23 protein-coding genes are annotated in these 24125 nt (G+C 66.9%); 12 read left to right on the forward strand and 11 right to left on the reverse strand.

All coding sequences use genetic code 11. From position 1 onward, the window contains the following. Positions 1–88: 88 nt before the first annotated feature. Together RI03_RS05365 and RI03_RS05370 are read left to right on the forward strand one after the other, a co-directional pair. Entirely contained in the window at positions 89–295 is a 207-nt protein-coding gene (locus RI03_RS05365; RefSeq protein WP_010215745.1) for a TOBE domain-containing protein, read from the forward strand. Then, on the forward strand, positions 295–678 hold the full coding sequence (locus RI03_RS05370) for a winged helix-turn-helix domain-containing protein (protein WP_010162760.1): 384 nt from the start codon (positions 295–297) through the stop codon (positions 676–678). The genes RI03_RS05365 and RI03_RS05370 overlap by 1 nt, the downstream gene beginning before the upstream one ends. A gap of 64 nt (positions 679–742) precedes the next feature. Here the strand turns inward: RI03_RS05370 and RI03_RS05375 are convergent, their stop codons facing one another. Further along, on the reverse strand, positions 743–1717 hold the full coding sequence (locus tag RI03_RS05375; RefSeq protein WP_010215746.1) for a lysylphosphatidylglycerol synthase domain-containing protein: 975 nt from the start codon (positions 1715–1717) through the stop codon (positions 743–745). Between the two features lie 625 nt (positions 1718–2342). Between RI03_RS05375 and RI03_RS05380 the strand changes: the two genes are divergently transcribed. Further along, a complete protein-coding gene (locus tag RI03_RS05380; RefSeq protein WP_010215747.1) occupies positions 2343–2939 on the forward strand; it encodes a PEPxxWA-CTERM sorting domain-containing protein in 597 nt (198 codons plus the stop codon). A 122-nt stretch (positions 2940–3061) separates the two neighbouring features. On the opposite strand, the gene RI03_RS05385 is transcribed toward RI03_RS05380, so the two are convergent. From RI03_RS05385 to hpnI, 5 genes are read right to left on the reverse strand one after another with little or no spacing between them, the layout of a single operon-like run. Next, positions 3062–3958: a hypothetical protein gene (locus tag RI03_RS05385; RefSeq protein WP_010215749.1), complete on the reverse strand. Its 897-nt coding sequence runs from the start codon at positions 3956–3958 to the stop codon at positions 3062–3064. A gap of 15 nt (positions 3959–3973) precedes the next feature. After that, positions 3974–4798 (reverse strand): hopanoid biosynthesis-associated protein HpnK, encoded by an 825-nt coding sequence (gene hpnK, locus RI03_RS05390; protein ID WP_010215751.1) that lies wholly within the window; start codon positions 4796–4798, stop codon positions 3974–3976. Beyond that, positions 4795–4992 carry a hypothetical protein gene (locus tag RI03_RS05395; RefSeq protein WP_010162765.1) on the reverse strand — a complete coding sequence of 66 codons (198 nt, stop codon included), beginning with the start codon at positions 4990–4992 and terminating at the stop codon, positions 4795–4797. Before RI03_RS05395 ends, hpnK begins: the two co-directional genes overlap by 4 nt. Before the next feature lie 24 nt (positions 4993–5016). Then, positions 5017–6462 carry a hopanoid biosynthesis associated radical SAM protein HpnJ gene (hpnJ, locus tag RI03_RS05400; RefSeq protein WP_010215754.1) on the reverse strand — a complete coding sequence of 482 codons (1446 nt, stop codon included), beginning with the start codon at positions 6460–6462 and terminating at the stop codon, positions 5017–5019. Further along, positions 6459–7637, reverse strand: a complete 1179-nt coding sequence (gene hpnI / locus RI03_RS05405; protein ID WP_010215755.1) for a bacteriohopanetetrol glucosamine biosynthesis glycosyltransferase HpnI — start codon at positions 7635–7637, stop codon at positions 6459–6461. The genes hpnJ and hpnI overlap by 4 nt, the downstream gene beginning before the upstream one ends. A 159-nt stretch (positions 7638–7796) precedes the next feature. On the opposite strand from hpnI, the gene hpnA reads away from it, so the two are divergent. From hpnA to RI03_RS05440, 7 genes are read left to right on the forward strand one after another with little or no spacing between them, the layout of a single operon-like run. After that, entirely contained in the window at positions 7797–8795 is a 999-nt protein-coding gene (gene hpnA / locus RI03_RS05410) for a hopanoid-associated sugar epimerase (protein ID WP_026046473.1), read from the forward strand. Then, positions 8765–10006 carry a glycosyltransferase gene (locus tag RI03_RS05415; protein ID WP_010215758.1) on the forward strand — a complete coding sequence of 414 codons (1242 nt, stop codon included), beginning with the start codon at positions 8765–8767 and terminating at the stop codon, positions 10004–10006. The genes hpnA and RI03_RS05415 overlap by 31 nt, the downstream gene beginning before the upstream one ends. Further along, the gene (hpnC, locus tag RI03_RS05420) at positions 10003–10842 is read left to right on the forward strand and encodes a squalene synthase HpnC (RefSeq protein ID WP_010162770.1); all 840 of its coding nucleotides are present in this window, start codon (positions 10003–10005) and stop codon (positions 10840–10842) included. Before RI03_RS05415 ends, hpnC begins: the two co-directional genes overlap by 4 nt. Beyond that, positions 10839–11678 carry a presqualene diphosphate synthase HpnD gene (gene hpnD / locus RI03_RS05425; protein ID WP_010215759.1) on the forward strand — a complete coding sequence of 280 codons (840 nt, stop codon included), beginning with the start codon at positions 10839–10841 and terminating at the stop codon, positions 11676–11678. Before hpnC ends, hpnD begins: the two co-directional genes overlap by 4 nt. Then, positions 11675–12943 (forward strand): hydroxysqualene dehydroxylase HpnE, encoded by a 1269-nt coding sequence (gene hpnE, locus RI03_RS05430; RefSeq protein WP_010215760.1) that lies wholly within the window; start codon positions 11675–11677, stop codon positions 12941–12943. Before hpnD ends, hpnE begins: the two co-directional genes overlap by 4 nt. A 10-nt stretch (positions 12944–12953) precedes the next feature. After that, positions 12954–15053: a terpene cyclase/mutase family protein gene (locus RI03_RS05435; RefSeq protein ID WP_010215761.1), complete on the forward strand. Its 2100-nt coding sequence runs from the start codon at positions 12954–12956 to the stop codon at positions 15051–15053. A gap of 2 nt (positions 15054–15055) precedes the next feature. Then, positions 15056–15817 carry a phosphorylase family protein gene (locus RI03_RS05440; RefSeq protein ID WP_238542284.1) on the forward strand — a complete coding sequence of 254 codons (762 nt, stop codon included), beginning with the start codon at positions 15056–15058 and terminating at the stop codon, positions 15815–15817. Here the strand turns inward: RI03_RS05440 and hpnH are convergent. Together hpnH and ispH are read right to left on the reverse strand one after the other, a co-directional pair. Further along, positions 15740–16885 carry an adenosyl-hopene transferase HpnH gene (gene hpnH, locus RI03_RS05445; protein WP_010162775.1) on the reverse strand — a complete coding sequence of 382 codons (1146 nt, stop codon included), beginning with the start codon at positions 16883–16885 and terminating at the stop codon, positions 15740–15742. The two genes, RI03_RS05440 and hpnH, sit on opposite strands and share 78 nt — an antisense overlap. A gap of 8 nt (positions 16886–16893) precedes the next feature. Further along, entirely contained in the window at positions 16894–17853 is a 960-nt protein-coding gene (gene ispH, locus RI03_RS05450) for a 4-hydroxy-3-methylbut-2-enyl diphosphate reductase (protein ID WP_026046474.1), read from the reverse strand. Positions 17854–18154: 301 nt separating this feature from the next. On the opposite strand from ispH, the gene RI03_RS05455 reads away from it, so the two are divergent. After that, positions 18155–18772: an ABC transporter substrate-binding protein gene (locus RI03_RS05455; protein WP_010215766.1), complete on the forward strand. Its 618-nt coding sequence runs from the start codon at positions 18155–18157 to the stop codon at positions 18770–18772. 5 nt (positions 18773–18777) lie between these two features. Beyond that, complete coding sequence (locus RI03_RS05460; protein WP_010215767.1) at positions 18778–19839, forward strand: MlaA family lipoprotein; 1062 nt, start codon at positions 18778–18780, stop codon at positions 19837–19839. A 303-nt stretch (positions 19840–20142) separates the two neighbouring features. Here the strand turns inward: RI03_RS05460 and RI03_RS05465 are convergent, their stop codons facing one another. From RI03_RS05465 to RI03_RS05475, 3 genes are all read right to left on the reverse strand, one after another. Continuing rightward, the gene (locus RI03_RS05465; protein ID WP_010215768.1) at positions 20143–22731 is read right to left on the reverse strand and encodes an MMPL family transporter; all 2589 of its coding nucleotides are present in this window, start codon (positions 22729–22731) and stop codon (positions 20143–20145) included. A gap of 3 nt (positions 22732–22734) precedes the next feature. Beyond that, positions 22735–23202, reverse strand: a complete 468-nt coding sequence (locus RI03_RS05470) for a DUF2141 domain-containing protein (protein WP_010215769.1) — start codon at positions 23200–23202, stop codon at positions 22735–22737. Between the two features lie 63 nt (positions 23203–23265). Continuing rightward, positions 23266–24048 carry a hypothetical protein gene (locus RI03_RS05475; protein WP_238542285.1) on the reverse strand — a complete coding sequence of 261 codons (783 nt, stop codon included), beginning with the start codon at positions 24046–24048 and terminating at the stop codon, positions 23266–23268. Positions 24049–24125: the final 77 nt, after the last annotated feature.

Raw genomic sequence — 24125 nt, forward strand, 5'->3', positions numbered from 1 at the left:
TTAGCGGGGTTTGTGGGCCGATGCCACCGGGACCGCGTTGCCCCCGCCACCTGCGCGGTGGTAGAGCGCGCGCCAGGGAGATGTTTTGATGAAGATCAGCGCGCGCAACCAGATCTCGGGCACCGTCACCGCGGTCCATGCCGGTGCGGTCAACGGGTCGGTCCATGTCGATATCGGCAACGGCACGATCGTCACCTCCAACATCACCAACGAAGCGATCGCGGATCTCGAACTCGCGGTCGGCGACAGCGTGACGGTCATCGTCAAGGCGAGCGACGTCCTGATCGGGAAGTAATGCGCGTCGGCGCGCTCAAGATCAAAGCCCAGCTCTACTGCGGCGACGAGCTTGCCATGGGACCGGGCAAGGCCGACCTGCTGGAAGCGATTGCGCGCGCGGGATCGATCTCGGGCGCGGGCCGCGCGATGGGGATGAGCTACCGGCGCAGCTGGCTGCTGGTCGACAGCATGAACCGCTGCTGGACGGGCAAACTGGTCGAGACGGTCGCGGGCGGCGGGCAGGGGCGCGGTGCGTCGCTGACCGCGCTGGGACGCGACGTGCTGGCGGCGTATCGTGCGCTGGAGGCCGGGCTGGCGGAGGCATCGCAGCAAGGGCTGGTGGCGGCGCTGGAGGCGGTGCTACGGGACCAGCCGCTGCCGCCGGTGCGCGAGGACGGGTAACACCGTCTCGCGCGTTCGTTTCGGGCGTACTGGCCTCCAGTGTGTCGTCTATCCGGCGACGCTCTCAGGAAACCACTCGACGCGCCTCGCCGACCTGCCACGCCAGCAGTGCGGGCACCGCGATGATCACGTCGCGCGCCCGCTTGAGCAGCGACAGCGCGAGCGCATGCGCGGGCGGCAGGCCGAACAGCGGGCCGATCAGCACATAAGCTGCCTCCTGCACCCCGACCGCGCCGGGGATCGCGAAGGCGACGCTGCGCAGCGTGAAGATCAGGGCCTCGATCGTCAGCACCGCCCAGAGCGGCATCGCCGACCCCATGAAGCGCAGCGCGATCCACGCGCCGGCGGCACTCGCCAGCCAGGCGGCGAGGTTGAACAGGAACGCCGCGATCACCCGGCGCGGGGCGCGGTAGATCGCGTCGAGTTCCACGCGCACCGCCGCCATCGCCGCGACCGAGCCCGGCAGCATCCGCGCGCCGAGCGACCCCGCGAGCCTGAGCATCGGCTTCTGCGCGAACACGAAGAGCAGCATCAGCGCAACCATCGCGCCAAGCCCGCCGAGCGCAAGCGGGACGATCCCCTGCTGCACCGGCGCGTCCGACAGCACCAGCAATAGCATGCCGACGCCGCACAGCGTAAAGATCAGCTGTGCCGCCATCTCGGTCGTCATGTCCGCGATCATCGATGCGTAGATCACGGGTTGCGGTACGCCGAACGCCGCCAGGGTTCGCGCGCCGACCACAAGCCCGCCCAGTTGCGAGAACGGCAGGATGTCGGTCGCCGCCTCGCGCGTGGTGCGGGCCCAGACGAACCAGCCGAGCCGTTCCGTAGCCTGTCCGGGGGCGACCGCGAGCCACGCCATGCCGAGCAGGGCAAGCACACCGACCGACCACAGCGTGAAGCTCGCCATCCCGATCCACCCGATCGACGCCATTGCGGCCAGGACCTGATGCAGCCCGACCGCGCCGACCGTTCCGAGCGCGACCGCCAGGCCGACGATCGTGGCGAGGAGGAGGCCAATCCGTGCCGAACGGTTCATGCGTGCTGGCACCGTCTCGAGCAGCCGCCTGCCTCGCGGAAGACGGACCGGACGGTGTTCGGCCGATGGGGGAACATTTGCAAATCACGCATCATCGTCGCGTCTTTGGAGCTTTGAGGGAATCAATCAACCGTGGATCGGCGGGCAGGGCGATGGCGCGATGCAAGACCGGGTGTCATCAAGCAGCCGAATTGCCTCGGGATGGCACTAGAGCCTCGAGCGCTCGCAGCGCCTAACAGCCTGACAGACCTGGATATCGTCGCTCACCCGACGCCAGAACAGGCCGTGGTACCGAGGTTGGAGGCGAAACCCGCTGTCTGCTTCTGCACGGTCGTCCGGTGCGTGGAGCCGTAGTCAAAATTGTCAGTAGCGGTGGCAAAGGAGCAATCCAGCTTAGACGAATCAACATATGTTATTGAAACCGGGATCGCCGGCCCGTTTATCCTGTCAACATTATTTGCGGTTCGGGCACAAATTCTGGGGATCGTAAGAAGTTGTTACGACCTTGATTTGTCAGATTGGGTATTCCGCTGAAAACAAGACAAATTTGTAAATGGCATCAATCATGCATCGATTGCTCCGAAGCTTACCTGTGCCCCGTTTTACAAAGTTTTGGAGATATAGAATGAAGGTTTTTGGGCTTTTGGTGGCGATTGCTGCAACAGCGCTGACTGCCGTACCGGCAACTGCAGCAGTGACGATCAGCGGTGGTATCGCGGTTGCGATCACCGGCGTTTCCAGCAGCACGACGTCGATCGACGTTGGCACCGTTTTCAGCAACACCTTCTTCTCGGCCGTCGGTAGCGCCAGCGGCGATCTGGTCGGTACGGAAGGCAACTTGGTCAAGATGTCGGATCTGACGGCGACATCCGGCACGGCGTTCTCCTTCACGTCGTTGTTTGGCGACTTTTTGGGCAGCGTTTCAAAAGTCACTGTGACCGGCACCACGGATAACCGCACCGTCAGCGCTTACGTTCTCGGTCTCTTCAGCCCGCTTGGCAGCCTTGGTGGCTACGAAGCAGGCGCGGCCTCGGCGACGTTCAGCTTTACCCAGACCGGGAGCGGTAAGCCGGTTTCGGGCAGCTTTACGTTTGCCAGCCCGCCTGCTCCCGTCACGTCGGTGCCGGAGATCGCAACGTGGAGCATGATGATCCTGGGCTTCGGCCTGATGGGCGCTTCTTTCCGCTACCGCCGTCGGAGCGCGAACGTAACGTTCGCCTAACTCGCTTCGTTTACGAGCGCAGGAAGCCGCCGACCGAAAGGTCGGCGGCTTTTCTGTTTGGGGCCAGAATGTCGCCGCGCGCCCAAGATCGCCGTCGCGCCGGACCCTTCCGCTGAACCAAATTACGCGGTTGCCGGCGTCTTCCGCATGAAGCGCAGCACCAGACGGATCATCCCCGGGACGAACTTCGGCCGTATCAACCTGGGGTCGTACACCGCCAGCCGCCGGTCGTTCTCCGCCAGGCAGATCGCCGCCAGCTCGGGAAACTCGATTTCTACGCCCAACTCCTTCGAGCCATTGAGCGTGAAATTGTTCTCCTGGGCCTTGGTGTTGTCCTCGCCCATGCCCTTGGCCATGTCGATCCGCTCCCAGATCAGCGCGATCCACACCGCCCAGACCTTCATTTCGAACCACGGGCGACGCCACAGCGGCATAGTGCGCCTGTGCCAGGCGACCCAGTTGACGAAGAACAGGATGTGGCGGCCTTCCTCGCGCATGACCGGCTCGAACGTGTCGATCAGTTCCTCGGGGAAGAAGCCGGTGTCGGCCGCGACCTTGAACAGGCCGAAGCCGAAGAAGCTGTCGATGCATTCCGAAAAGCCCGTCCGCATGAAGGCGAATTCGGGGTCGCGCGGCCGTTTGTATTCCTCCTCCGGCTGGAGGACGATGCCGTAGAAGGTCACCATGTCCGCGAGCACGATCTTGTGGCGGCTTTCCTCATACGCGTTCATGTCGATCGCGTCGCGCAGCAGCGGGTCGTGGATCTGCTCGCCATATGTCTTGACGTTCATCCCCGCGCGACCTTCGGTCGCCACGGCAATGTCCCAGATCGGCAGCGAGACGATCCTGTTGCGCGTCTCGGGTTCAAGCACCGGCCAGTCGATCAGTGCGGGGCGGTAGGGATCGTGCGTGTCGAGCATCGTGCGGCAGAACAGCGTCTTGTGTTCGGGGCTGCCGAGCTTGATGCGGACGCCCGGGCCGGGGCCTGCGGGGGCGATCGATTTGGGAGTGAAGTTCATCGGGGCTCTCCCGGTTTACAAGTCGGCGAAACGCGCCAGTCTGATGTGATTGTCGGTAACGATGCTGCGGGCGACGGGGTCCAGTAACGCCGCCAACTCTGCCTCATATTGATAGCTCGGCGCGGACAGCGGGTAGGGGCCGGTCGCCGGGTGAAGATACACTTCGCTGACGCCATCGGGAAGATGCTGCAGCACGCCGCGCAGCCGCTCGGTATGCATCGCGCCCGACCAGGCAAGGCCGAACGTATGGTCGGGCACCTTCATGCCGGCGTTGCGCATCCGACGCTGGACGCTGCGGGCGAAGGGCTTGGCGATGTGCAGCCCGGTCGCCGGCTCGAATTGCGCCAGAACCGCGCGCGGCTCGACCGGCGCGCGGACGGTCGTCATCCCGAAACGCTTGCCGACCTTGAGCAGCGTCGCGGCGATCACGGGGTGGAGGTGCATGTGCTTGTGCGAATTGACGTGATCGAGCGGCAGGCCGGTCGCCTCGAAAAACGCGAACTGCGCGAAGATCTCCGCTTCGAGCTGACGACGGACCGAGGCCTTGGCGACTAGTGCGAGCGCGATCGGCAACGATTCGATACGGAACTGGCCGGCGTCGTCAACCAGATCGGGGATCGTCTCGGGTGGCAGGACCGGTGGCGTTTCCGCCAGCGCGATGTGCAGGCCAACGCCCAGCGTCGGGGTCCGCCGTGCGCGCATTACGGCGTCCTCTGCGGCGGCACCCGTAACCATCAGGCTGGTGACGGTCAGGATCCCCTCGCGGTGCGCCTGCTCGACCGCCGCGTTGACCTCGAGCGAGACGCCGAAATCGTCGGCAGTGATGATCGCGGTCTTCATTTCGGTGCAAATCCGTAAAACGCGGGGTCGGCAAGGACGCCCTGCGCGACCCGGCGCGGGTCGGGCGCGGCGACGCGGCGCAACAGCAGGACCATGGCGTCGAGGTCGCGCGCCTCGACCGCCCTGTTCCATTCCTCGAGCCGGCCCATCGCTTCCAGCCGCTCATTGACCGTCATCCGCGCGAGCGTCGTCATTGCCCCAGCCTTACACGCGCTGCTTTACACGGCCTCTTTGCGACGCCGCAGGAAGTCGAAGAACTCGACGCCTTCGCGCAGGCGGCGCTTCATCATGTTCCAGTCGGTCAGCATCTCGCGGACGATTTCCCAGATCTTCGACGGGCGGAAGTAGAAGCGCTTGTAGAACTCCTCGACCTTGTCGAAGATCACCGTCGAATGCAGATGCGGGTAGCTGAGCTGCGCGATCTGGTTGCCGCCGTCGGTCAGCAATTCGTGCGAATTGTCGAACCAGCCGTTCTCGGTCGCCTGCTTGTACAGGAACGTGCCCGGATAGGGGGCTGCGAGAGACACCTGGATCGTGTGCGGATCGATCTCCTTGGCGTAGTTGATCGTCTCCTCGATCGTCTCGAGCGTCTCACCCGGGAGACCCAGGATGAAGGTGCCGTGGATCACGACGCCAAGCTCGTGGCAGTCCTTGGTGAACTGCCGTGCGACGTCGGTGCGCAGGCCCTTCTTGATGTTGTGCAGGATCTGCTGGTTGCCGCTCTCATAGCCGACGAGCAGCAGGCGCAGGCCGTTGGCTTTCAGCACTTCGAGCGTCTTGCGCGGCACGTTCGCCTTGGCGTTGCAGCTCCACGACATCTTGAAGCCGGGCTTGCCGAAGCCGAGCTTGCCGAGCGCGATCGCCAGTTCCTCGACGCGCGCATGGTTGTCGGTCAGCGTGTCGTCGTCGAAGAAGATCTCCTTGGTCTCGGGGATCTCGCGGATGATGTACTCGACTTCCTCGATCACCTTGGCGACGGAGCGGAAGCGGTAGGTGTGCCCGCCGATCGTCTGCGGCCAAAGGCAGAAGGTGCAACGGCTCTTGCAGCCGCGTCCGGTATAGAAGCTGACATACGGGTGCAGCAGATAGCCGCCGAAATATTTGTCGATCTGCAGGTCGCGCTTGTAGACCGGCGAGACCATCGGCAGCGAGTCCATGTCCTCGATCATCGCGCGGTCGCGGTTGCGGATGAACGCACCGTCCGAATCGCGCCAGGTGATGCCGTCGACTTCGCGCAAGGGCTTGCCCTGCGCGATCTCGAGGATCGTGAAGTCATATTCCTCGCGCGCGACGAAATCGACGTCGGGGGTGGCGGCAAGGCTCTTGTCGGGCTCGACCGCGACCTTCGCACCGACGAAGCCGATCATGATCCGCGGGTTGCGCTGCTTGATCAGTGCGGCGGTGCGGATGTCCTGGTTGAACGACGGCGTCGAGGTGTGGAGGATCACCAGGTCGCGATCGTCGAACTCATGCTTGATGTCGTCCCACGACTGGTCGTGCGCGGGCGCATCGATCAGCTTGGAGCCCTCGACCATCGCCGCCGGCTGCGCGAGCCAGGTCGGATACCAGAAGGATTTGACCTCCCGCTTCATCTGGTAGCGCGCACCCGCGCCGCCGTCATAACCGTCAAAAGACGGCGCCTGGAGGAAAAGCGCCCGCATCATGCCCGTTGCTCCGCATTCTGAATCTTGTGCGCCGCAACAATGCGGCCTTCAGTCTTCATTGTAAGGGTCGCGCCGCGCCAATCAACCGATCGGACGAAGAAGCTCGCGATATAGATGGCAAAACTCATGCCATCGTGCGCCAGCGCCATCCACAACGGAGCGATGCGCCTCCCTACAGTCGCATCCACGTTCCGCACAACCACCAACCGCGCAACGACCGCAAGCGCGCACAGGATCAGCCCGACCGTCGGCCAGTACAGCGCCGATAGGATCGCGACGGGCAGCGGCAGGCCGATGATGATCCCGACATAGGGCCAGAAGGCGACGTCGCGGACGGTCGCCCCCCAGCGCAATTCATGCCGCCACAGTGCGGGCAGGCTCCGTTCGTCGAATGCATGGTCGACCAGCATCGGCGGCAGCGCGATCTCGAGGCCGAGCGCGCGGACCGCCTCGCCCATCGCATAATCGTCCGCAAGCTTGTCCGCGAAGCGCGCGAACCCGCCGATCCGGTGCAGCGTGTCGCGCGTCATCGCGATGGTCGAGCCCATGCACGGCGCCGCGAGCTTGTTGGCGACACCGAAGACGAGGCCGAGCATGAACTGGTAGCTCACCCCCGCCGCACCGAAGCGCGACCAGAATCCGGTGTCGCCGCGCCCGGCATAGACGCAGGTGACGATCCCGGTTTTCGGCTGGTCGAGTGCGCGGAGGATCTGCGAGAGATAGTCGGGCGCAACCGCGATATCGCTGTCGCTCAGCACGACCACGTCGTGGCGGATCAGCGGTTCCATGTTGATGAGGTTGGAGAGCTTGCCGCTTGCCCCATGGACCGTGCCGTCGATCACGAGGTCGATCTGGGCGTCGGGATAGTCGGCCCGCAGCGCTTCGACCACCGCGATCGCGGGATCGTCCCGGCGCTGGATGCCGCACAGCAGTTGGACGGGACCGGCGTGCTCCAGCACAAGGAAGCTCGCGAGGTTTTCGTAAAGCCGTGGTTCGGCGCCGTACAGCGGCTTCACCAGGGTGACCGCCTGGTGGCGGATCGGGGCCGGGGTCGCCGCCGCGAAATAGCGTCGGAAGACAAGCGCCGCCGCGGTCGAATAGACGACGCCGCACGCCGCCACCACGATCGCCAGCCAGCCCAGCGCAGCCCCGATTAGGTGGAGAAAATGGATCACGATGCCACCCCCGTAGCGTTGCCCGAATGACGGGTATAGGCGCGCCTGCGTGAAAAAGCTGTCATGTCGGGGCCGATGCGGACTTTGTTGCTGTTCGGTTGCGCGAGAGTGTTTGCGCTTGCGGCGTGGCGTTCTACAGCGTCGCCGCATGGAGGCTGCGTGAGCGATCAACCTATTACGCTTGTGACCGGGGTATCCGGTTTCGTCGGTTCGGCGGTCGCGCGGCGGCTGGCGGCGGCGGGCGTGCGCGTGCGCGGGCTGGCGCGGGCGAGCAGCGCGCGGACCAACCTGACCGACTTCCCGGGTGAGATCGTCGAGGGCGACGCGCGCGACGCGCAAGCCATGCGCCGCGCGATGGCGGGGGTATCGCAACTCTATCACGTCGCCGCCGACTATCGAATCTGGGCGCCCGATACCGAGGAGATCGTCCGCAACAATCGGCTGAGCACACAGACGGTGATGGACGCCGCGCTCGACGCGGGGGTGGCACGGATCGTCTATACCAGCAGCGTGGCGACGTTGCGGCCCGATCATGGCAAGCCATCCGACGAGAGCCGCCCCGCGACCCCGGAACAGGCGGTCGGCGCGTACAAGCGGAGCAAGGTCGTCGCCGAGCGGCTGGTCGAGACGATGGTGCGCGAGCGCGGACTGCCCGCGTTGATCGTCAACCCCTCGACCCCGATCGGCCCGCGCGATGCGCGCCCCACGCCGACCGGGCGGATCATCGTCGAGGCGGCATCCGGGCGGATGCCCGCGTTCGTCGAGAGCGGGCTCAATCTGGTGCATGTCGACGACGTCGCGGACGGGCATATCGCCGCGATGGCGCACGGCGTGATCGGGGAGCGCTATGTGCTGGGCGGGCAGGACGTGTCGCTGCGCGAGATGCTCGCGTGCGTGGCACAGATCGTCGGGCGCAAGCCGCCGACGGTACAGATCCCCCGCGCGCCGCTGTTTCCGCTGGCCTGGGCAAACGAACAGCTTGCGCGGGTCACGGGGAAGGAGCCGTTCCTGACGCTCGATGCGCTGCGGATGGCGGCGCACGACATGTATTATTCGAGCGCGCGCGCCGAGGCGGAACTGGGGTATCGCGCGCGGCCTTACAGGCAAGCGCTCGAGGATGCGGTCGCGTGGTTCCGGCAGGCGGGGATGCTGGCGTGATCGCGTTCGGCATTGCGCTCGCGTCGCTGCTGATCTGGCTGGTGCTGTTCGTCGCGCGCGACGGGTTCTGGCAGACCGCCGAGCGCGACTCGATGCCGCTCGAGGGTGCTGCGCAGGAGCATGACAAAACGAAGGAGGTCGATGACGTCTCCCGGTGGATGCCCGCGCTGACGGGCGAGTCTCGCTGGCCGTCGGTCGTCGCGATCGTTCCCGCGCGCGACGAGGCCGAGGTGATCGCGCAGTCGATCGGCGGCCTCGCGGCACAGGACTATCCGGGCGACTTCCGCATCCTGCTCGTCGACGATTCCAGCAGCGACGGCACCGCCGAAATTGCGCGCGCTGCGGGGGGTGAACGGGTGGACATCATCACCGGCGCGGCCCTGGCGAGCGGCTGGACCGGGAAGCTGTGGGCCGTCTCGCAAGGCATCGCCGCCGCAGGCATCACGCCCGATTATCTCCTGCTGACCGACGCCGACATCGCGCATGCCCCCGATACGCTCCGCACGCTGGTCGCGCGGGCGGTGGAGGAGGATCGCGTTCTCGTTACGCTGATGGCGCGGCTGCGCTGCGAGAGCCTCGCCGAACGCGCGTTGATCCCGGCGTTCGTGTGGTTCTTCCAGATGTTGTATCCGTTCGCGGCGGTGAACCGGCGCGGCAGCGGGCGGGGCGCAGCGGCGGGCGGGGTGATGCTGGTCGAGCGCAGCGCGTTGCAGGCGGCGGGCGGAATCGCGGCGGTCCGCGCCGCGTTGATCGACGATTGCGCGTTCGGCGCGCTGATGAAGACGCAGGGGGCGATCTGGCTCGGGCTCACGGACCGAGCCGTCAGCATCCGGCGCTACGACACGTGGGACTCGGTCGCGGCGATGATCTCGCGCTCGGCCTACGCGCAGCTCAACTATTCGCCGATCCTGCTCGCGGGCACCACGCTCGGCCTCGCAATTACCTATCTCGCGCCCCCGTTGCTTGCGATCGTCGGGGAGGGGCCGGTACGGATGACCGCGCTGGCCGCCTGGGCGGTGATGGCGCTGGCATTTCAGCCCATGCTGCGCTTCTACCGGCGTTCGCCATTCTGGGGACCGGCCTTGCCGCTGATCGCGACCTTTTACGCCGGTTGTACGTTGCTGTCGGCATGGCAGCATGTCCGCGGGCGCGGGGGCATGTGGAAGGGCCGGGTTCAGGCCGCGCGCCACGAAGAAAGCTCGACGTCATGACCGCCACCGCACTCGCTTCGGGCAAGGGGCATAAGGACGAGAACTTCCCCGTCGCCTCGGTACTGCTCAAAAAGGCGCACCGCGCGCCCGTCATGGCGTTCTACCATTTCGCGCGCGCCGCAGACGATGTGGCGGACAATCCGGCGGCATCGGCGAACGAAAAGCTCGCGCTGCTCGGGCAGATGCGCGCGACGATCCTCGGGCACGGCGACGCCGAGGCGACCGCGCTGGCACTGCGCGAGACGATGACCGCGCACCATTTGTCGTCACAGCACGCGACCGACCTGCTCGTCGCCTTTGCACGCGATTGCACGGTCGACCATTATGACGACTGGCCGTCGCTGATGGAATATTGCCGCTATTCTGCGATGCCGGTCGGGCGCTACGTGCTCGACGTCCACGGCGAGGATCACGCGACCTGGGCAGCGTCGGATGCGCTGTGCGCGGCGCTGCAGGTGATCAATCACGTCCAGGATTGCGGCAAGGACTGGCGCGCGATCCAGCGCGTCTATCTCCCGCGCGACATCCTCGCGCAGCACGGCGCCCGCGTGGAGGACCTGGGCGGCACCGCGGCGACCCCGGCGCTCCGCGCGGTGATCGTCGACATGGCGACTCGCACCGACACGTTGCTCGCGCAGTCGGCGGGGTTCGCGCGGCAGATCCGCGACCGGCGGCTTGCGGCAGAGGTGGCGATCATCCACCGACTCGCGGTCAGCCTCAACGCACGGCTGAAACGCCGCGATCCCTTGTCGCAGCGCGTCCACCACCGTGCGCCCGAGGCCTTGGGGATCGCAGCGTTGGCGGCGGTGACGCAAATGGTTAAGGGTCGGGCATGAATCCAAAGGCCACCCCCGCGCAGCTTCAGGCGCAAGTTTCGGGCAGCTCCTTCTACGCCGGGATGCGCGTGCTTCCCAAGGCCGAACGCGAGGCGATGTACGCGGTTTACGCCTTCTGCCGGCAGGTCGACGACATTGCCGACGACGAGGGCGGCAATCGCGAGGACCGCGCGGTCGCGCTCGATGCGTGGCGCGCCGATATCGAATCGCTCTATGCCCGTCGTGACCCCGGGCAGGCGGCGCTGCTGGCCGAGGCGGTCGAGCGTTTCGGTTTGCGCAAGGACGATTTCCTCGCGGTGATCGACGGGATGGCGATGGACGTCGAGCGCGACATCCGCTGGCCGGCGTTCGACACGCTCGATCTCTATTGCGACCGGGTCGCCTCGGCGGTCGGTCGGCTGTCGGTGCGGATCTTCGGGATGGAGGAACGCCCCGGCATCGAGCTCGCCTATCATCTCGGGCGCGCGCTGCAATTCACCAACATCCTGCGCGATATCGACGAAGATGCGACGATCGGGCGCGTCTATCTCCCGCGCGAGCCGCTGGTCGCGGCAGGGGTGGCGCTCGACGAGCCGCTGATCCTGGTCGCGGACCCGCGGATCGAGGGCGCGTGCCGGATGCTCGCGGCGAAGGCGCACGAGCATTTCGCGGCGGCGCAGGCGATCCTCGCGACACGACCACGCGGGCATTTGCTCGCACCCCGGCTGATGGCGGCGGTCTATGAACCCCTGCTGCGGCGGATGGAGACGGCTGGCTGGGCCGCGCCGCGGACGCGGATCCGGGTCAACAAACCCGCCTTGCTGCTGACCGTCCTGCGGCTCAGCCTCTTCCGTTGAAGCGCGGGTCGGTTCCAAAACGCGTCCGGATCATCGGCGCGGGGATGGCGGGGCTTTCCGCTGCGGTCGAGCTTGCGCGCGAGGGCGTGCGCGCGACGCTGGTCGACGGCGCGGCGCAGGCGGGCGGGCGATGCCGCAGCTATCATGATCCACAGCTTGGCCGGACGATCGACAATGGCAACCACCTCGTCCTGTCGGGGAACACCGCAGTCCACCGCTATCTCGACACGATCGGTGCGAGCGACCGGCTGACCGGGCCGCGCCACGCCGACTTCGCCTTCGCCGACATCACCACGGGCTCGCGCTGGTCGGTGCGGATCAACGACGGGCCGGTGCCGTGGTGGATCTGCCGCGACGGACGGCGCGTGCCGGGGACGACCGTGCGCGACTACCTCCGTCTCGCCGGGCTCGCCGGGGGGAAGCCCGGGCAGGTCGTCGCGGACCGGGTCGATCCGAGCGGGCCGGTGTGGGACAAGTTGATCGATCCCGTCTTGCTCGCGGCGCTCAACACCGCGTCCGCGACCGGATCGGCGGTGCTGACCTCGCGCGTCATCCGCGAGACGCTGGGGCGCGGTGGGCGCGCGATGCGGCCGGAGATCGCGGAGCCGTCGCTTGCGGCGGCGTTCGTCGATCCGGCGCTGGCGTGGCTGGCGGGGGAGGGGACCAACCTCGCGCTCGGGACGCGGCTGCGCGCGCTTCGCTTCGACGGCGACCGCGTCGTCGCGCTCGATTACGGGCGCGGCGCGGAAACGATCGCGCCTGACGAGACGATCGTCCTCGCTGTCCCGCCGTGGGTCGCGGCGGACCTCGTGCCCGAGTTGACCGTGCCCAACGATTTCCGCGCGATCGTCAACGCACATTTCGCGATCGCGCCGCCTGCTGGGGTGCAGACGATGGTCGGTATCCTCGGCGGGACGGCGGAGTGGATCTTCGCCTTCTCCGACCGCATCTCGATTACCGTCAGCGCGGCGGACCATCTCGTCGACCGCGACCGGACCGAACTCGCGCGCGCCTTCTGGTCGGATATCCGCGCGGTGCATGGCGGCCCGGTCGAGATGCCGACGTGGCAGATCGTCAAGGAAAAGCGCGCGACCTTCGCCGCGACCCCCGAGCAGGATGCGCGTCGCCCGGCGGCGAAGACCCGCTGGCGCAACCTGTTCCTTGCGGGGGACTGGACGCAGACCGGATTGCCCGCGACGATCGAGGGCGCGATTCGATCGGGCGAGACCGCTGCCCGCTTGGCGCGGACCGCGACGCTCGGCTAAGGCCACTGCTATGGGACTACAGACGCTGAACCTTGACCGGGACGATCTCGTCGCCGCTGCCGACGCGACTGCGACGCGTGCCGCCGCGGCGCTGGCGGGGCGCCAGAAAGACGACGGCCATTGGGTGTTCGAACTTGAGGCGGACGCGACGATTCCGGCGGAATATGTGCTGCTGCGGCATTATCTCGGCGAACCGCGCGATGCCGAGATCGAGCGCAAGATCGGCGTGTACCTGCGCCGGATCCAGTCGGCGGCGCATCACGGCTGGGGGTTGTTTCACGGCGGCGCGTTCGACGTCAGCGCAAGCGTGAAGGCGTATTTTGCGCTCAAGATGATCGGCGACGACGTGGATGCGCCACACATGGCGCGCGCGCGGGCGGCGATCCACAAGGCGGGCGGTGCGGCCGCGGTCAACGTGTTCACGCGGATCCAGCTGGCGCTGTTCGGTTGCGCGCCGTGGCGTTCGGTGCCGACCTTACCGGTTGAGCTGATTTTGCTGCCGCGCTGGTTCCCGGTGCATCTCTCCAAGATGTCCTATTGGGCGCGCACCGTGATCGTGCCGTTGCTGGTGCTAGCGGCGAAGAAGCCGGTCGCGCGCAACGCTTCGGGCGTGCGGGTCGACGAGCTGTACACCGCGAAACGCGCGAAGCTGACGAGCAGGGCGGCGGGGACCAAGGCGCACTGGACGACATTCTTCAACGGGCTCGACGTCGTTCTCAAGGGTGTCGAGCCACTATGGCCCAAGGGCACGCGGCGGCGCGCGGTCGAGGCGTGCGTCACCTTCGTGACCGAGCGGCTGAACGGCGAGGACGGGCTGGGCGCGATTTACCCGGCGATGGCGAACAGCGTGATGATGTTCGATTGCCTGGGCTATCCCGAGGATCATCCGGCACGGGCGGTGGCGCGGCGGTCGGTCGAGAAGTTGCTCGTGATCAAGGACGACGAGGCCTATTGCCAGCCGTGCGTTTCGCCGGTGTGGGATACCGCGCTCGCGGCGCATGCGATGCTCGAAGCAGGGGGCGAGGAGGCCGAGGCGCGCGCGGCGGCTGGATTGGCGTGGCTCAAGCCGTTGCAAGTGCTCGACGTCAAGGGCGACTGGGCGGACGAGAAGCCGGACGTCCGGCCGGGTGGCTGGGCATTCCAGTATAACAACGCGCATTATCCGGACCTTGATGACACCGCCGTGGTGGTGATGGCGATGGACCGGGCGCAGGGTCTTCTTAGCCCCTCCCCTTTAGGGGAGGGGTTGGGGTGGGGCCGTGCAGCGCAACCAACGTCGGGGTCAGGTGAGACGGCCCCACCCCCGGCCCCTCCCCTGAAGGGGAGGGGAGAAGAGAGTGTAGCCCCTCTCCGTCAGAGCGGGGGGAAGAACTACGACCACGCCATCGCACGCGGCGTCGAATGGACCGTCGGGCTGCAGAGCAAGGACGGCGGCTGGGGCGCGTTCGATGCGGACAACAGCTATCACTACCTCAACAACATCCCGTTTGCAGATCACGGCGCGCTGCTCGACCCGCCGACCAGCGACGTCACCGCGCGTGTGGTGTCGATGCTCGCGCAACTCGGCGAACCGATCGACAGCGTGCGGATGCAGGCGGCGATGGGCTTCCTCGAGAAAGAACAGATGCCCGACGGCAGTTGGTTCGGCCGCTGGGGGGTGAATTACATCTATGGCACCTGGTCGGTGCTGTGCGCGCTCAATGCCGCCGGGATCGATCCCAAGCATCCGATGATGCGAAAGGCGGCGGACTGGCTGATCCATATCCAGAACCTCGACGGCGGCTGGGGTGAGGACTGCGACAGCTATGCGCTGGAGTACAAGGGTTACACGCCCGCGCCCTCGACCGCGTCGCAGACCGGTTGGGCGCTGCTCGCGCTGATGGCGGCGGGGAAGGTCGATCACCCGGCGGTCGAGCGCGGCGTGCGGCACCTCATCGCGACGCAGGACGGCGAGGGGCTGTGGGGGCAGGAGATGTACACGGGCGGTGGTTTTCCGCGCGTGTTCTACCTGCGGTATCATGGCTATCCGGCGTATTTCCCGCTGTGGGCGGTGGCGCGCTATCGGAATTTGAAACGCTCGAACAGCGCGCGGCCGGCGTTCGGGATGTGAGCGTGCTCGTCGCCTGCGGGCTGGTGCGCGAGGCGGCGATCATCGCGCGGCCGGGGTTGGTGGTTGTGGCGGGCGGCGGGGATGCCGCGCGGTTGGAGCGCGAGCTTGAGGCGGCCGCTGGCGGCGCTTCCATGATTCTGTCTTGCGGGGTGGCGGGGGCGCTCGACCCGGCGTTGCGCGCGGGGGATGTGGTGGTGGGGGAGCTCTATACCCAGCACTTCCCCGGCGAAGGCCGGGGCCCAGTAGAGATGTCCGGGGTTGCCGCGGACAGCGCGAGGTTACAGCTACCTTCGCTACTGGGCCCCGGCCGTCGCCGGGGAGGCGCGCTGGTGGAATGGCTCGCGCGTAATCTTCCCGACGCGCATCGCGGCGCGATCGTCGGCGCAGACAGCATCATCGGTTCGGTTGCCGAGAAAACTGCGCTCTACACAAGCACAGGCGCAATTGCGGTCGACATGGAATCGCACATCGCCGCCCGCGTCGCCGCGCGTCACAACCTGCCGTTCGCGATCGTCCGGACCATCTCGGACAGCGCGGACCATGCGCTACCCCCGGCAGCACTGGTCGGCATGAAACCCGATGGCGGCGTCGCGTTAGGCGCGATCCTCGCCTCGCTCGCGCGGAACCCCGCGCAGCTCCCCGCGCTGATCCGCACCGGCCGGGATGCCGGTGCGGCGTTCAGCGCATTAGGCCGCGCGTTGGGTGCGCTTGAAGCCCTCGGGATCGGCCGCCTTGATCTTCGCGAGCTCGCGCTCGACGTGTAGCGAGTGGACGTCGGTCGACTTGCGCGCGTGGCTCAGGTCGATGTCGGGTGCCATCGGCCCCTCGGTCTTCACGCCCTTGCGGCCGATATTGAACATCTTGAGCGGATGCCGGATCGAGTCGCTCGCAGCCGTACCCTCGAACCCGCAATGGACCATGCAGTTCGAGCACTTCTCGTACTTGCCGACGCCATATTGATCCCAGTCGGTGCCCTCCATCAACTCGGAGAACGTATCGACATAGCCTTCGCCGACGAGGTAGCACGGCTTCTGCCAGCCGAAGACGGTGCGCAGCGGCATCGACCAGGGGGTGCACTCGTAGGTCTGGTTGCCCGCGAGGAAATCGAGGAACAGCGGCGAGTTGGTGAAGGTCCACGCCTTGCCGCCATCGCCCTTGCGGAACACGTCGCGGAAGAAGTTCTTGGTCCGCTCGCGCGTCAGGAAATGCTCCTGGTCGGCGGCGCGCTCGTACGAATAGCCCGGCGAGATCGTGATCTCGACGCCGCGCTTCTCCATCTCGTCGAAGAAGCCCGCTAGCCGGGTCGAATCCGCGCCGTCGAACACGGTGCAATTGACCTGGACGCGGAAGCCCTTGGCCTTGGCCATCTCGATCGCCTCGATCGCGACCTCATAGGTCCCGGCCTGGTCGACCGCATGGTCGTGCATGCCCTTGTCGCCATCGAGATGGATCGACCAGGTGAAGTAGGGCGACGGCTTATAGTCGTCGATCTTCTTCTTCATCAGCAGTGCGTTGGTGCACAGGATGACGAACTTCTTCTTGGCAATATAGCCCTCGACGATCTTGGGCATGTCGCGGTGGAGCAACGGCTCGCCCCCCGCGATCGAGACCGCGGGCGCGCCGCATTCGTCGATCGCGTCCATGCACTGGTCGAACGACAGGCGCTGGTTGAGGATCGCGTCGGGATAATCGATCTTGCCGCAACCCGGGCATGCCAGATTGCACCGCAGCAGCGGCTCGAGCATCAGCACGAGCGGATATTTGCCGCCCTTGATGTGGTTCTTGAGGGTATAGGCGCCGATGCGCGCCAGCGGGGCGATGGGGAGGCTCATATCGGCTCCTATGCGCTGATTACAGCAGCTTGGGTAGGGGTGACCACGTCGCGCAACTCGCGCGGCAGGCCGAACTGGATCGATTCGTCGACACCGTCGAGCTGGCTGACCTCGACCGGGCCGAGCCGGCGCAACGCGGCGATGACGCTGTCGACGAGCTCGTCGGGAGCGGATGCACCCGCGGTCAGGCCGACGCGCTCGATCCCGTCGAACCACGCCGGATCGATCGCGCTGCCGTCGGCGACGAGATAGCTCGGCAGGCCTTCGTCCGCGCCGAGATCGCGCAGGCGGCTTGAGTTCGAGCTGTTTTCCGAACCCACGACGAGGATCAGGTCGGCGACCTTGCAGAGGTCGCGCACCGCGCTCTGGCGGTTCTGCGTCGCGTAGCAGATTTCCGATACGTCCGGGCCGATCAGGTCGGTGAAGCGGTTGCCCAGTGCGGCGATGACGCCACGCGTATCGTCGACGCTCAGCGTCGTCTGCGTGATATAGGCAAGCGGCGTATCGAGCGGCAGGTCGAGTGCCGCGACGTCCGCCTCGGTCGAGACGAGATGAACCTCGGCATCCACCTGGCCGCGCGTGCCGATGACTTCGGCATGGCCCTCATGGCCGATCATCACGATCGACCGCCCCGCCTTGGCGTAGCGGCGCCCCTGCAGGTGCACCTTGGTCACCAGCGGGCAGGTCGCGTCGAACACGGGGAGGTTGCGGCGCTTGGCCTCTTCCTCGACCGTCCGCGCGACGCCGTGTGCGCTGAAAACGGTCATCGCGCCCTCGGGTACTTCGTCCAGATCCTCGACGAACACCGCACCCTTGCCGCGCAGCGTATCGACGACGTGGCGGTTATGGACGATCTCGTGCCGGACATAGACCGGGGCACCGTAGCGATCGAGCGCGCGTTCGACGATCTCGATCGCGCGTACGACGCCAGCGCAGAACCCGCGCGGGTTGGCGAGAATCACTTGCAAGCAAAAACCTTTCCGTCCGCCTTCTCGGCGACAAACCCAGGAATGACGTCATAGGCCAACACGCCCGGTCTGTCGCGCACGCCCCCAGATAGATATTCTAATCGCACTGCAACATATGGCAAAGCTGGAAATTCGTGAAGAATTTATCATGTTAGGCGGCGGCACGGGTATTTGGCGGTTATCCGCTAACGGTCCGTAACGTTCATCGGCGCTACAGCCGTTTGTGCTAGCGCCCTCGCGGTGTTACCGCCCGCGCACGGTTTCGCGGGGGTTTGGCACCATATCCCGCAAGGAGTTCTTGATGACTTTCTCCCTTCGTTTCGCGCTGCTCGGTGCCGCACTGTCGGTCGCCGGGCCTATCGCAGCGCCCGCTGCGGCGCAGACCGCCGACCCGGCGCGCGCGCAGGTGCAGACGCTCGACGACGGGCTGATCGCGATCATGAAGGGTGGCAGCAGCCTCGGCGCGTCGGGCCGCGCGAGCAAGATCGGCCCGGTGGTCGACCAGACGTTCGACATCCCGTTGATCACGCGCCTGTCGGTCGGCCCCGACTGGGTCAAGGTTGCACCGGCAGACCAGACCGCGCTGGTCGCGGCGATGCGACGGATGACGGTGGGGCAATATGCGACCAATTTCAGCAGCTGGTCGGGCCACACGATCACGATCGACCCGCGCATCGAGACGCGCGGCGCGGATAAGCTCGTTCGCACCACGCTGTCGGCACCCAAGGACGAGGCCGTCCCGATTGCCTACCGGCTGCGCCAGAGCGGCGGCAAGTGGCGCGTGATCGACGTCTATTATCGCAACGCGATCAGCCAGCTCGCGACCCGCCGCGCGGATTTCGCGAGCGTCTTCGCCAAGGGCGGCGCCAAGGCCCTGATCGCGCACCTCGACGTGCTGGCGACCAAGAGCGGCCGCTAACCATCGTGCGGATTCGGGGGGGAAGCAGCGTTCTGGCGGTTGCGATCGCACTGGTCGCCACACCGGTCGCGGCGGGTGGGCGACCATTTCAGGCGGCCGCCGTCGCGCCGGCGGGTGCCACGGCGCTCGCCCCCGCACCCGTCAGCGAGACAGGGACCCCGCCGGCCGGGGCGTCGGAGCGCGCGCGGCATCACCGGACCAAGGGCGATCCGCTCGAAGGGTTCAATCGGGTAATGTTCTCGATCAACCAGGTGTTCGACCGGATCCTGTTCCGGCCAGTGGCGATGGCCTATAAGACGGTGGTGCCCAAGGTCGCACGCAAGGGCATCCGGCACTTCTTCTCGAACATCGGCGAACCGCTGGTGTTCGCCAACGACGTGCTACAGCTGAAACCCAGGCGTGCGGTGCAGACGCTCGGGCGGTTCGTCGTCAACACCACGGTCGGGGTCGGCGGGTTGCTCGATGTCGCCAAGACGCAGGACTTCCGCCTGCCGCACCGCGACAACAGCTTCGGCGATACGCTTGGCCATTATGGCATCGGCCCCGGGCCGTATGTGTTCCTGCCGTTCTTCGGACCGACCGACTTCCGCGATCTCGGCGCGGGGATCGCCGAAAGCCAGACATTGCCCTTCACGATCGGAACGCCGTTCGATCGCGCGGAATATCGCGTTTCCGAAGCGGTGCTGACCGGGCTCGACCTGCGGGTCGAGGCGGACGGCGAACTGAAGGCGTTGCTGGCCGGGGCGGTCGATCCGTATGCGACGCTGCGCTCGTCGTATCTCCAGGATCGCGCGGGGCGGGTGGCCGCGACGCATGGGAAGGGCGGGACCGGGGCAGGGGCGCTGTCCGATCCGCTGGCCGACCCGCTTGCCGATCCCGCGAGTGGTGCGTCGTCGAGTGCGCCCGCAACCGGCGCGGCGACGACCGATCCCTTGGCGGACCCGCTCGCTGATCCAACGGCGGGTGCGGCTAACCCGGCACCTGCGCCATCGCAGACCGTCGATCCGCTTGCCGATCCGTTGCAGGACCCAGCCGCGAGCGCCGCGCCAGCGACCCCGCCGCGCTAATCCCGCGGACTCGTCACCCGGAGGCAGGCCGGGGCCGTGTGACTATGCGTCAACGCGGGAGCGCCAGCGGCCATCAGCATGGACGGCCACGGCCTGCGCGAGACCTTTGCACACAGAGCTGCCGTCATGCTGAACGTGTTTCAGCATCCACCGTGCAGCAGGCCCAGTCCGGACTCGCTGAGGGCTGGATCCTGAAACACGTTCAGGATGACGGACGGCTTGTAAACACTCTCGCGAAGGCGGGGTGACGGGAGGGGCAGTAGCGCAACCTTCGCAGGCATGATCACCTCCGATGTCAGGCCCTCAAGCCTTTTTTCGCGGCGGCCCCAGCAGTGCTGGCTCGAAGATCAGCGCGCACACCAGCGTCCACGCCAGCGAGATCATCAGGATCTTCCCCATGCTCGCGGTACCCGGATGGTGCGACAGCCACAGGCTCCCGAACGCGCTCCCGGTCGCGAGCGCGCTGAACAGGACCGCGCGCGCGAGGCTCGACTGCAGCAGGTCGGTCGCGCCGCCGCGCCAGGCCATCACGAAATAGATGTGGAACGCGACTCCCACACCGAACAGCAGCGGGAAGGCGATGATGTTGGCGAAGTTGATCGGCTGCCCGATCAGCACGCAGCTCCCCAGCGTCAGGAACCCCGACAACACTACCGGCGCGAGCGTGAACACGACCTCGCGGACATCGCGCAACACCACGAACAACAGCACGCTGACCAGTGCAAGCGCGAGGATCCCCGCCTCGACGAATGCCCAGGCAACAGTCTTCGCGGCTTCCTGCGTCGCGACCGGCAGGCCGCTCGCGGTCGGCGCGACGGTGCGGACCGCGGCGGTGAAGCGGCGAAGCACCGCATTGTCGTTGCTGTCGCCCTTGGGGAAGACCTGCACCAGCGCTCGGCCGTCCTTCGCAACCCAATTGCCCGCGATCTCGGGCGGCAGGGTCTCGCGTGTCACCGCCTCGGCCTGAAGCGCCGAGCGGATCTGGTCGAGCATCGTGCTGAGCGGCGGGACGAGCAACGTCGTCGCGGCGGTGCGGAGCTTGGCCGTGCCCGCCGCAAGCCGCTCGAACGCGGTTGCAAGTCGGTTCGCATTGGCGGCGGCGGTGCCCGGATGCGCGGCGGCGGCGGCGCGGAGGTCGCTCGCGGTCTTGCGCAAGGCGGCTGCGTTGTCGGCATCGCCCGGCGCGGCGGCGAGATCGAAGGGATTGATCGTCGCATCCAGCAACAAGGATGCATCCTGAATCAACGCGAGCTTGGCGTCCTGCTCCTGCGGGACATAGCCGTCGACCGAAACCGCCTCGGTGACTTCGGGCAGCGCCGACAGCTTGGCCGCGAGGGCCTTGGCGGCTTGTGCGTCGGGGGCGAGCACGTTGATCGTGTTGGGGGTGCGGAGCGGATCGCGCATCAGGTCCACGAGCGCGCGCATCGCCGGGCCGTCCTTGGCGCGCAAGTGCAGCGGGTTGAAGTCGAACTGGACGAACGGCAGCAACGCGATGCTCCCCGCCATCGACAGCGCGAACGCCCACAGCACGGCCTTGCGATGCGTATGGAGCCAGCGGTCGAGCGGCGCGGCTTCGGCGAAGCCGACCTCGCGGCGGGGCGCGCCCGGCTTGAGCAGCATCAGCAACGCCGGGAGCAGGGTGACGCTCGCCGCTAGCGCCACGAGCATCCCAAGCCCCGCGATGATCCCCAGTTCGGCGATCCCGACATAATCGGTCGGCAGGAAAGCGCCGAACCCGAGGAACACTGCGCCGGCGGCAAGCGCCAATGGAGCCCCCAGCGCACTGGCCGCGCGTTCGAGCGCCGGGCCGGTGGTGGCACCCTCGAGCCGCTCGGCGTTGAAGCGTACCGCGATCTGGATGCCGAAATCGACGCCCAGCCCGACGAACAGCGGAATGAACGCGACCGAGATCAGGTTGAGCGCGCCGACCGCGAGCAGCCCGAGCGCGGTCGTGACGACCAGCCCCGCGACGATCGTCAGCAGGATCGCCGCGACGATCTTGGCCGAGCGCACCGCGAACCAGAGCGTTACCAGCATCGCCAGCGCCATCACCGCACCGACCCAGCCGATATTCTCCTCGAGCGTCGCGAATTCCTCGTCCGCGAGCGGCACCTCGCCGGTCGTGCGAACGGTGACGCCATGCGCCGGATCGAGCCCGAGCTTTGCTGCCGCCGCGACGATCGCGCCGACCGCGTCCTCGCCGGGCTGGAGCGCGCCGTAATCGAGCCGCGGTTGCGCCAGGATCAGGCGGCGGCCCGGCGGCGCCGTCTGGCCGGTGTCCGCGAACAGGTCCTGCCACGAGAAATACGCCGGTTTCCCCGCCGCCGATGCATCGAGCGCATCCGCCATCGTCCGCATCGGTCGCGCGATCCGCGAGAGCGGAATGTCGCCGCGCTCGACCCCGGTCAACATCGTCGAGAACGCCCCCGCGACCCCGCGTAGCGACGGGTCGCTTGCAAGCGGGCCCAGCAGCGGCTGCGCGTCGATCAGCGCCTTGGTCGAGGCGCGGACTTCGGCGACCGAGCCGAACATCAGCCCCTCGCGGTCGAACCAGGCCCCGCCATCGGGGCGCTGGACGCTGCGAAAATGCTTCGTGTCGGCGGCGAGCGCGGTGGTGAGTTTCGCCGTCGCGGCCTCGGACAGTTCGGGAGTCTTGCCGTCGACGACGACGAGCAGCACGTCCTTGAGCTGCGGAAACGCCTGCTCGACCGCTTTCTCCTGCTGCCGCCAGCCGATCGTGGGGGAGATGAGCGCGGCGGTATCGGTGGTCATCGCGAAATGGCCCGCCGCATAGACCATCGCGCCCGCGACCAGCGCGAGACATAGGCCGAGAACCGCGAACGGCGCGCGCACGCCGAACGCGACGAGCCGCTGAAGCAGGCGTGCGATCATCGCTTAAGGCCGTGCCGTCGGGGCGTTGGGCCCCATGAAATAGCGCAGCTTCAGTCGGATCGTGCGGTCCTGCCCGTCATAGTCGAACACCGCCTCCTCCCATTTGGGCGGGGACATGCGGATCTTGGCATCGTTCGAGAAACCGACGCCCTCTTTGGGGATGCCGAACAGCGCGCGGTCGATCTTGCCGTTGCCGTTCTGGTCGTAATAGACCTGCACGGCATAGCGACCGGGCTTGAGGTTGCGCAGCGTGACGGTCGTCAGCCCAACGCGCGCCGGGCTGTCCGCCGAGACCGGGCAATCCTTGAGGAACTGCGCCTGCGTGCAGAGATCGACATGGACGCGCCCGGTTTGCGCGCGGACATTGTCGACCTGGACGTTGAGCGTGCCGGGCGACGGTGCCGCGCCGATCGAGAACGGCGCGAGCGGGAGGAAGAGCAGCGCGCGAAGCGGGGAGGGAAACCGAGTCATCGAGCGGCTCTAGCCGGGATTGCGCCCAAGATTAAGGCCGCATCCGTTAGCGCCTGTGGCGGGTCAGGCGAAGATGTCCGACAGCTGGTCGACCTGCGGGCCGTCCTTCCAGTCGCGCAGCTCGACATAGAGCGACGTCTGGATCGCCGCGACGACCGCGGTGCTGACCGTCGTCGACAGCGCGGTCAGCACCGAGGACAGCGTCCCGAACGCGGCGACATCGCGCCCCGCGACGGGGAGCCCCGTCACCGCGACGGTGACGATCCCGACCGCCGCGATCAGGACATAATAGAGGACGAGCATTACCAGCCCGATCCCGAACACGTTCCAGCGCGCGCCGCGCGTCAGGAAGCGGCTGCGTCCGAACGCCTCGAAGATGCCGGTGCGCTCGATCACCAGAGCGGGGACCGCAACCGCCCAGGCAAGATACAGGAAGATCCCGGGCACGATGAAGAACGCGAAACCCAGCATCAGCCCCAGCCCGAGCAGGATCCCGAGCGCGAGCAGCGGGAGCGCGTAGCGCGCGCCGGTGGCGACGCAGGCGCCGAAGCTGACGGTGCGGTGGTCGCTATGCGCGATCGTCGCGCGGACGAGCCCGCCCTGCGCGAGCTGGGTCAGCACGAAGCTGGCAAGGTAGATCCCGCCCATCACCGAGGCGTTGGTGATGTAGTCGCGGGTCGACCCACTGCCGGCCTGCGACAGGTTGAGCAGCGCAATCGGCAGCGCGCTGAACAGGAACGCGATCCCGAACATCGTCACGGCATTCGCACCGAGCGCGGCGAATGCGCGGTTGAAGACCCGGCCGATCGACATGCGGCGGTCGGACAAGGAAGCTGCGCTGGCCATGGAATACCCCCCGGTGTGACGGGGCAGACCCTGACGCGGGATGCGGGACGGAGCAAACGGATTCGGTGGTGGTGGCG

It is taken from the genome of Sphingomonas sp. PAMC 26621, from assembly GCF_000251145.1.
Taxonomy (GTDB): Bacteria; Pseudomonadota; Alphaproteobacteria; order Sphingomonadales; family Sphingomonadaceae; genus Sphingomonas.

Bases quoted from the DNA above. Each gene is read 5' to 3' on its own strand.
- RI03_RS05365 (WP_010215745.1), top strand. From the start codon at position 89: ATGAAGATCAGCGCGCGCAACCAGATCTCGGGCACCGTCACCGCGGTC.
- RI03_RS05370 (WP_010162760.1), top strand. From the start codon at position 295: ATGCGCGTCGGCGCGCTCAAGATCAAAGCCCAGCTCTACTGCGGCGAC.
- RI03_RS05375 (WP_010215746.1), bottom strand. From the start codon at position 1,717: ATGAACCGTTCGGCACGGATTGGCCTCCTCCTCGCCACGATCGTCGGC.
- RI03_RS05380 (WP_010215747.1), top strand. From the start codon at position 2,343: ATGAAGGTTTTTGGGCTTTTGGTGGCGATTGCTGCAACAGCGCTGACT.
- RI03_RS05385 (WP_010215749.1), bottom strand. From the start codon at position 3,958: ATGAACTTCACTCCCAAATCGATCGCCCCCGCAGGCCCCGGCCCGGGC.
- hpnK (WP_010215751.1), bottom strand. From the start codon at position 4,798: ATGAAGACCGCGATCATCACTGCCGACGATTTCGGCGTCTCGCTCGAG.
- RI03_RS05395 (WP_010162765.1), bottom strand. From the start codon at position 4,992: ATGACGACGCTCGCGCGGATGACGGTCAATGAGCGGCTGGAAGCGATG.
- hpnJ (WP_010215754.1), bottom strand. From the start codon at position 6,462: ATGATGCGGGCGCTTTTCCTCCAGGCGCCGTCTTTTGACGGTTATGAC.
- hpnC (WP_010162770.1), top strand. From the start codon at position 10,003: ATGACCGCCACCGCACTCGCTTCGGGCAAGGGGCATAAGGACGAGAAC.
- hpnD (WP_010215759.1), top strand. From the start codon at position 10,839: ATGAATCCAAAGGCCACCCCCGCGCAGCTTCAGGCGCAAGTTTCGGGC.
- RI03_RS05435 (WP_010215761.1), top strand. From the start codon at position 12,954: ATGGGACTACAGACGCTGAACCTTGACCGGGACGATCTCGTCGCCGCT.
- hpnH (WP_010162775.1), bottom strand. From the start codon at position 16,885: ATGAGCCTCCCCATCGCCCCGCTGGCGCGCATCGGCGCCTATACCCTC.
- RI03_RS05455 (WP_010215766.1), top strand. From the start codon at position 18,155: ATGACTTTCTCCCTTCGTTTCGCGCTGCTCGGTGCCGCACTGTCGGTC.
- RI03_RS05465 (WP_010215768.1), bottom strand. From the start codon at position 22,731: ATGATCGCACGCCTGCTTCAGCGGCTCGTCGCGTTCGGCGTGCGCGCG.
- RI03_RS05470 (WP_010215769.1), bottom strand. From the start codon at position 23,202: ATGACTCGGTTTCCCTCCCCGCTTCGCGCGCTGCTCTTCCTCCCGCTC.
- RI03_RS05475 (WP_238542285.1), bottom strand. From the start codon at position 24,048: ATGGCCAGCGCAGCTTCCTTGTCCGACCGCCGCATGTCGATCGGCCGG.